The organism is Acetivibrio sp. MSJd-27 (assembly GCF_018918095.1).
Lineage (GTDB): Bacteria > Bacillota > Clostridia > UMGS1840 > HGM11507 > HGM11507.
In genome coordinates this window covers 1-1,188 of sequence record NZ_JAHLPV010000093.1, presented here as the reverse complement: position 1 = coordinate 1,188, position 1,188 = coordinate 1, and the positions used below count along the sequence as shown (strand labels likewise).

The 1,188-nt window shown below is 49.3% G+C and carries 1 protein-coding gene; it reads right to left on the bottom strand.

Annotated features, from left to right (window positions below; all coding sequences use genetic code 11):
- Positions 1 to 51 precede the first annotated feature (51 nt).
- The gene (locus KQI32_RS13240) at positions 52 to 1,089 is read right to left on the bottom strand and encodes an IS6 family transposase (RefSeq protein ID WP_216426112.1); all 1,038 of its coding nucleotides are present in this window, start codon (positions 1,087 to 1,089) and stop codon (positions 52 to 54) included.
- Between the last annotated feature and the right edge of the window lie 99 nt (positions 1,090 to 1,188).

Genomic DNA, 1,188 nt, shown 5'->3' with positions numbered 1-1,188 from the left:
GGCTCTGTAAAGTTAACATGAAAAAATAGCACCCGCAATCAGCCAATCTGGCTAAGCAACGAGCAAAAGCTCGCGTTTGCGCTTTTTGGACAGCTCGAGGCCGGCGCACTGTGCCGGGGTAAGACCGTTCAAGGCGGAATGTGGGCGGACAAAGTTGTGAAAAAAGACAAACATGGAAATGAGGTTGTTTGCCGATGCAAACGAAGAAAATCCCTGTTTGGTCTTGTACCAAGCCTTGAACTGTTTGTTAAAGCATTCTATAAGGTTGTTGGTAATGTCGTCGGCAAAGCTCTGCACGCGAATGTGCTGTACATTGCCAAGTGCCTTGACCGGGACTTTGTACGCACTGTAGCGGTCGGTGACGATTGTGTGCGGATTGCCCAAAGTTCTGACCGATTCGAGCAGTGTAAACGCTTGCGGGCTATCTCGGTGAGGGGACAGGTGAAACCCGAGTACGAAGCGGGTTTCAGCGTCCACAATCAGCCAGAGGTAGTGCTTCACGCCTTGGATTTTGACCACCGTTTCGTCAGCATGCCACTCATCGGAATTGAAATCCAGCGCCGGAATGAGCTGTATCGCAATATTTTGAAACAACGGCGCAAAGCGGGTACACCAATTGCCGATGGTGGTGTGGGAAACCCGGATATTCATGGCGGTTTGCAGGATTAGGGCGATGTTGCGGAAGGAATTTTTGCCCAGATAAAACATGCTCAGCGCCATGAGAATCACATGGACGGGATACCGCATGCGTTTGAAGTCGGTTTTTCCAAACAGCTTTGAGACGGACGGCGGTGCAATTGCAGTTGGTTTTGGCACGAAAAGCGAGTGGCTGCAGCGTTTGTCGCAGCAGCGGTAATTGCTGTAATGCGCCATATCGTGATGCAGAAACGTTGCTTTTCCGCAGACCGGGCAGGACGGATACTGCCGCTTGCGCGGTTTGCCGGGTTTACCAACAGGCGCATCGGGGGCAAATTGATGAGCGCATTTTCGGCAAAGATATTTTTGAAAACCGGATTTATCTTTGCCGTAACGATAAAATGAATGATTATTGTTGCATTTTGGACAGTGAATCTGGTATACTTTAGCCATGAAAACTCGTCTCCTTTCGGGAGGTACTTGGATTTGTGGTGAAACCATTGTACCAGAAAGGCTGGCGGGTTTTCAACTTTCATTTAACTTTACAGAACG

Coding starts and splice junctions, on each gene's coding strand:
- KQI32_RS13240 (WP_216426112.1), bottom strand. CDS start 1,089: ATGGCTAAAGTATACCAGATTCACTGTCCAAAATGCAACAATAATCAT.